Source organism: Mailhella massiliensis, from assembly GCF_020741395.1.
GTDB classification, from domain to species: Bacteria; Desulfobacterota; Desulfovibrionia; order Desulfovibrionales; family Desulfovibrionaceae; genus Mailhella; species Mailhella massiliensis_A.
This window is the reverse complement of record NZ_DYZA01000159.1, coordinates 1-5,601: the sequence shown is the minus strand read 5'-3', so window position 1 is coordinate 5,601 and position 5,601 is coordinate 1. Positions and strand designations below refer to the sequence as shown.

Here is a 5,601-nt window from a genome sequence, read left to right as displayed (position 1 = left end):
GCCGAAGAGGCCCGCCCCGGCCTTTCTCACGAGCCCCCCGCCTTTGCCCCCTCCGCCGCTCCTTCCGCCCTTTGCCCCGGCCCTCCCTTTCCGCACGGAGGGCCCGAAGGGAGCTTTTCCCGGGTGCGGAGGCCCTTCCCCCTGCACGCCCCATTCGGCCGCACCTTCCTGCGCCCTCCCTGCCTTTGCCGCTTCCTGAAGGCGAAAAGCTCTCCGCCCGGCGGCCTGCACCCCTGCCGCAGCCCCCGCCGGGCCCTGTACGGCCTGCCCCGCGCGGGGGGCGGCATGCCGAAGATTTTCCCCCGCGACCGGCCCTTCCCGCCGGGCAACGTGCCGAAGAGGCCCGCCCCGGCCTTCCTCACGAGCCCCCCGCCTTTGCCCCCTCCATACATGAAAAAAGGACGGCGTCACCGCGCAAAAAGCATGCATTGTTTCTTCAAAATCATTGCAGAACAAAGGATATACAAGAAAACTTGCTTTATCGTCACAGTATCTTCATCCCTTTCTTTTCTGCATTGTGCCGCATACCTTCCGCAAAGTATTCACGGCAAGGCATCCGGTACGGCCTCTTGCCGTAAGGACGCAACTCGGCTATACTTCCACTTCCCTCTTTTCTGCAAAAGAAGAATCTTACGGAGCACCACATGGAAGACAACGCCAACGCGGCTCCCCCCGCCTTCCTGCACGACGTGCTGGGCATGGAACTTGTCTCCGCCGCGGAAGGCCGCGCCACGGCCCGCATGAAGGTGGAGGAAAGGGTCTGCCAGATATTCGGCTTTCTGAGCGGCGGGGCATCCCTCGCGCTCATGGAGACCCTGGCGGGCTACGGTTCCCTCGCGCTCTGCGGCCCCGATGAAGTGCCGCTCGGTATTCAGGTCAGCGCAAACCACATGCGCGCCGTGCCCCTGGGGGACGAAGTCACGGCCACGGCCACGCTGCTCCAGTGCTCGCGCCGCCTGCATGTGTGGAACGTGGACATTCACGACACTGAGGGCCGCCTCATTTCCTCCGGCCGCGTGACTAACTGCATCAAAGAGCAGAAAGAGCGCGAGAAAGGCTGAAATCCCCTCGGGTTCGCGGAAAGAAAAACGCCCCCGCAGGCCCCTTCAGGACAGGCACGGCACGCGCCCAAACCCGGCGCCCCGGCGACATGCCGGGCAGACTCACAAGGACACAGCATGAGCACACAACGCGAATGGACGCCCATCAAGCAGTATCAGGATATCCTGTTTGAATGTTACGGCGGGATAGGGAAAATCACCATCAACAGGCCGCACCGGCGCAACGCCTTCACCCCCGTCACGGTGGCGGAAATGGGCGACGCCCTGCGCCTCTGCCGCGAATCCGCGGATATCCGCGTGGTGGCCCTCACCGGCGCGGGGGACAAGGCCTTCTGCAGCGGCGGCGACATGAATTTCAAGGGCCGCGGCGGCTATGTGGGCGAGGACGGCGTGCCCCGCCTCAACGTGCTCGACGTGCAGAAGCAGATCCGCTCCCTGCCCAAGCCCGTCATTGCCATGGTGAACGGCTACGCCATAGGCGGCGGGCATGTGCTGCATGTGGTGTGCGACCTCTCCATCGCCTCGGAAAACGCCCGCTTCGGCCAGACCGGGCCGCGGGTGGGCAGTTTCGACGCGGGCTTCGGCGCTTCCTACCTCGCGCGCGTGGTGGGTCAGAAAAAGGCGCGGGAAATCTGATTCCTCTGCCGCCGGTACAGCGCGCAGTAAGCCCTGGACATGGGCCTTGTGAACGCGGTAGTCCCCCCGGACAAGCTGGAAGACACCATGGTGGAATGGGCCGAGACCATGATGCGGCACAGCCCGCTGGCCCTGCGCATGATCAAGGCGGGGCTCAATGCGGAGCTGGACGGCCAGGCGGGGATTCAGGAGCTTGCCGGGGATGCGACGCTCCTCTACTACCTCACCGACGAGGCCCAGGAAGGCGGCCGCGCCTTTTTGGAAAAGCGCGCCCCGGACTTTTCCCGCACGCCCCTTTTCCCGTAGGCCGCCCATGGAAAGCCTCACGCTCTACGGCCGCGCCTTCGGCCCCGGTGCCCTGCCCCTCCTGCGCAGGCATGAGAAACGCTGCATCCGCGAAGACCTCGCAGACTTCCTGGAAGCATGGTATTCCCCTTCCCCCGTCGTGGAAGTGCACAGCTCCGGCTCCACGGGCGCGCCGAAAGCCCTGCTCGCGGAAAAGGAACGCATGCGCGCAAGCGCCCGCATGACGCTCTCCTTTCTCGGCCTGCAAAAGGGCGACAGCGCCCTTCTGTGCATGCCCCTGCGCTACATAGGCGCGAAGATGATGGTGGTGCGCGCCCTGGAAGGCGGCCTCGACCTGTGGTGCGAAGAGCCTTCCGGCCACCCCCTGCGCGGCCTGAAGGAGCCGCCGCGCTTTCTGGCCATGACCCCGGCGCAGGCCGTATCCTCCCTGGAAGATGCGCATGAGGCCGCGCTTCTTCGGGGCACAGGGCAGCTCATTCTCGGCGGCAGCGCCATAAGCGCGGAACTCGCCCGCAGCCTCAGAAGCTTCCCGCACCATGTGTGGTCCACCTACGGCATGACGGAGACCCTCTCGCACATAGCCCTGCGCCGCCTGAGCGGGCCGCAGGCTTCGGAATGGTACACGCCCTTTGCCGGGGTGGGCCTGCGCCTCACGGAAGAAGGCTGCCTCGCCATACTCGCGCCCTCCATGTGCGACAAGGAAATCGTCACCAACGACCTCGCGGAGCTGGACGCCGAAGGCCGCTTCCGCATCCTGGGCCGCAGGGACAACGTCATCAATTCCGGCGGTATAAAGCTGCATATCGAAGAGCTGGAAGAAACGCTCGCCCTGCCCCGCCCCTTCTGGATCACCTCCGTGCCGGACGCGCACTTCGGCGAGGCCGTATGCCTGCTCGTGGAAGGAAAAGCGCCCGACCTTGCGCCCTACTTCGCGCGCCTGCACCCCTACGCCCGGCCGAAGCGCGTGTTTTTCGTGGAAAAGCTCCCCCTCACCGGCTCCGGCAAGCCGGACAGGGCCACGGCCCGCGCCCTGGCCCGCCGCCTCATGGAAGAGGCCCCCGCATCCCCGGCCGGAATCGGCCCCCTCTGCGCAGATGCCCCCGCAGGCCGGAACCACGCCGCCGAAGCCCCCCGCTCCGCCCCACCCCTGCCTGGCCGCGACCGGCAGAAAACACAAGAAGAACATGACGAAGGGAGCCGCCATGCCTGAAAAACGCCCTCTCCCCTCCGCGCCGGACAACGCGCCCCTTCCCTGGAGCGCCTACGCCGCCCTCATCCTGACCATACTCTTCTTTTCCGGGGCCTTCGCCCATGCGCCCGGCGGTCTGCCGTGCCTCGACTTCTCCCACCTCTGCGGCTCCTTCGGAAAAATCGCGGAAGAGTTCACCTTCCTCGGCAAAGGCGGCAGCGGGGCGCGCTACGGCTTCCTCTTCGCCCTCTCCCTCGTGCCCGGCATCATGCTCGCCCTCGGCGTGGTGGAGGCCGCAGAACGCATGGGCGCCCTGCGCGCGGGCGAAAAGCTCCTCACCCCCCTCATGCGCCCCCTGCTCGGCCTGCCCGGCTCCGCCGCCCTCGCCCTCATCTCCAGCCTGCAAAGCTCCGACGCCGGAGCCGCCATGACCCGCGAACTCTCCGAACAAGGCCTGCTCTCCGAAAAGGAAAAAACCCTCTTCGCCGCCTTCCAGTTCTGCTCCGCTTCCTCCGTCACCGTGTACCTCAGCATGGGCGTCGCCCTCTTCCCCTTCCTCTCCGTGCCCCAGCTGCTCCCCCTCGGCGTCATACTCTTCTACAAGGTCGCGGGGATCAATATCATGCGCCTCTACCTCCGCCTCGCAGAAAAAAAGGAGGCAGGCCATGGCGCATAACCTCTATTCCGCCTTCGTCGACGGCACGGTCAAAGGCTGGAAAGTCGCCACCCAGAACATGCTCCCCAATGTCGTGCTCGCCTTCGCCTTCATCACCGCCCTCCAGACCAGCGGGCTCATGGACGCCCTCGGCCGTGTCTGCTCACCCCTCATGCAGCTCTTCGGACTCCCCGGCGAGGCCGTCACCGTGCTCATCTCCACATGGTTCTCCGCCGGCGGAGGCGTCGCCGCCGCTGCCGCCCTCTACGCCCACGGCATCATGAACCAGGAACACATCAGCATCATCATGCCCGCCATATTCCTCATGGGCGCACAGATACAGTACGCAGGCCGCATCCTCGCCGTCGCAGGCGTCCACCCCCGGCACTACCCCGCGCTCTACGCCCTCGGGCTCGCCAACGCCGCCCTCGCCATGCTCACCATGAAGCTCTTCTTCGTGTAGGAAAAGGCAGGAAAGGCACGCGGGGCTCCGCCGGGGGGAATGATTCCCCCCGAACCCCCTCATCGGGCAGTCTCACGCGCAGGGAGAGCGCAGAAGGCAGGGCTCCGGCTCACTTCCGGTGCGGAATCCGCTTGCAGGATGAAGTTCCGGAAGCTCCGGCCTCTTCCTCCTGCCGCACAGGTTGGAAGGCTCGACCTGCGTCCCGGCCCGCCCCACGTCAGTGGATGATCGGGCTTTTTTTTTGAAGAAAAACGCGGCGTTCCCCCTTGCCAAGGAACAGGCTTCTCCTTAGGCTTTATTCTGCCTTCACCGCAGGGGAAAACTTTTTCAAGAGGCCGGGAAAGCTGCGGCCAGAGCGCCTTTGCTCCGGGGAAGCTTTTTTTCCGACGCTGTTCCGGGCATGTCCAAAACCGGCAAAAGGAAAAAACATGGGCAAGATATTGCAGATCCGCGTGGGCGCGTGGACGTATGACGAAGATGAGGTGCTTCAGGCCTGGCCGAAGCTCTGCGCGCTGGTATGGGGAGAGCTGGACCGTTTCGGCCCTGTGGGCATGAAGCACGGGGTGACGGAACTTGCCGAATACCTGCCGGATGCCCTGCGTTTTGCGGATATGGACAAGGAAACGCGGGCACAGCTCACGCCTGGAGTGCAAAAGGCGGCAGATACGCTTGCCGCCATGCGTTCCGCCCTTGCGGCATGGGATCCGCGCCGCGCCAATACCCTGAGCGACGAATTGGAAGACGCCCTCACTGAACTGGAAAAACTGGCTCCGGAAGACCTGATAAGGAAAAAATAACAAGTTTCCCCTTCGCAGACAAAGGCGGAAGCATGCGCTGCAACGGCCTTCTTTTTATAGCCATTCCCCAGAAAGAACTGCGGCAAGGGCCCTTTTCCCGGACGCGACTGCCCGATACTTTCCCGCCGCCCGGCGCATCCCTCCCCAAAAACATCCGATCATCTCGCCGCCGCAACCGCTCTTTCCGGAAAATCTTTTCTTCCTGCCGACGTCAGCATTTCTCCCTAAAAATCTTTTCCTCCCTTCCTCTTACACCGGTGACGGACGAAGCCCGGCAGCGGTCGGCCACCGCAGGTGGGCGCGGCAGCGGAGTGTTGGGAAAGGCTCCGGCAGGCAAAAACAGCATTAAGCATGGAAGAAGCCTCCCCTTCGGCAAGAGGCAGCCGGGGAAAAGCTGTTTTCTTCTCAAAACATCCGATCATCTCGCCGCCGCAACCGCTCTTTCCGGAAAATCTTTTCTTCCTGCCGACGTCAGCATTTCTCCCTAAAAATCT

General features: G+C 64.2%; 5 protein-coding genes and 1 pseudogene. All 6 read left to right on the top strand.

Annotation, left to right across the window (positions count from 1 at the left end; all coding sequences use genetic code 11):
- Positions 1 to 644: 644 nt before the first annotated feature.
- Positions 645 to 1,061: a PaaI family thioesterase gene (locus tag K8W16_RS07910; RefSeq protein ID WP_304122607.1), complete on the top strand. Its 417-nt coding sequence runs from the start codon at positions 645 to 647 to the stop codon at positions 1,059 to 1,061.
- A gap of 117 nt (positions 1,062 to 1,178) precedes the next feature.
- A pseudogene (gene menB, locus K8W16_RS07905) lies at positions 1,179 to 2,003 on the top strand (1,4-dihydroxy-2-naphthoyl-CoA synthase).
- Positions 2,004 to 2,010: 7 nt separating this feature from the next.
- Positions 2,011 to 3,213: an AMP-binding protein gene (locus K8W16_RS07900; protein WP_304122606.1), complete on the top strand. Its 1,203-nt coding sequence runs from the start codon at positions 2,011 to 2,013 to the stop codon at positions 3,211 to 3,213.
- The gene (locus tag K8W16_RS07895; RefSeq protein WP_304122605.1) at positions 3,206 to 3,868 is read left to right on the top strand and encodes a nucleoside recognition domain-containing protein; all 663 of its coding nucleotides are present in this window, start codon (positions 3,206 to 3,208) and stop codon (positions 3,866 to 3,868) included. Before K8W16_RS07900 ends, K8W16_RS07895 begins: the two co-directional genes overlap by 8 nt.
- A complete protein-coding gene (locus K8W16_RS07890; protein ID WP_304122604.1) occupies positions 3,858 to 4,310 on the top strand; it encodes a nucleoside recognition domain-containing protein in 453 nt (150 codons plus the stop codon). Before K8W16_RS07895 ends, K8W16_RS07890 begins: the two co-directional genes overlap by 11 nt.
- Before the next feature lie 428 nt (positions 4,311 to 4,738).
- Positions 4,739 to 5,107: a hypothetical protein gene (locus K8W16_RS07885; protein WP_304122603.1), complete on the top strand. Its 369-nt coding sequence runs from the start codon at positions 4,739 to 4,741 to the stop codon at positions 5,105 to 5,107.
- Positions 5,108 to 5,601 lie beyond the last annotated feature (494 nt).

Excerpts from the sequence above, each read along its gene's own strand:
- K8W16_RS07910 (WP_304122607.1), top strand. The coding sequence starts at position 645 with ATGGAAGACAACGCCAACGCGGCTCCCCCCGCCTTCCTGCACGACGTG.
- K8W16_RS07900 (WP_304122606.1), top strand. The coding sequence starts at position 2,011 with ATGGAAAGCCTCACGCTCTACGGCCGCGCCTTCGGCCCCGGTGCCCTG.
- K8W16_RS07895 (WP_304122605.1), top strand. The coding sequence starts at position 3,206 with ATGCCTGAAAAACGCCCTCTCCCCTCCGCGCCGGACAACGCGCCCCTT.
- K8W16_RS07890 (WP_304122604.1), top strand. The coding sequence starts at position 3,858 with ATGGCGCATAACCTCTATTCCGCCTTCGTCGACGGCACGGTCAAAGGC.
- K8W16_RS07885 (WP_304122603.1), top strand. The coding sequence starts at position 4,739 with ATGGGCAAGATATTGCAGATCCGCGTGGGCGCGTGGACGTATGACGAA.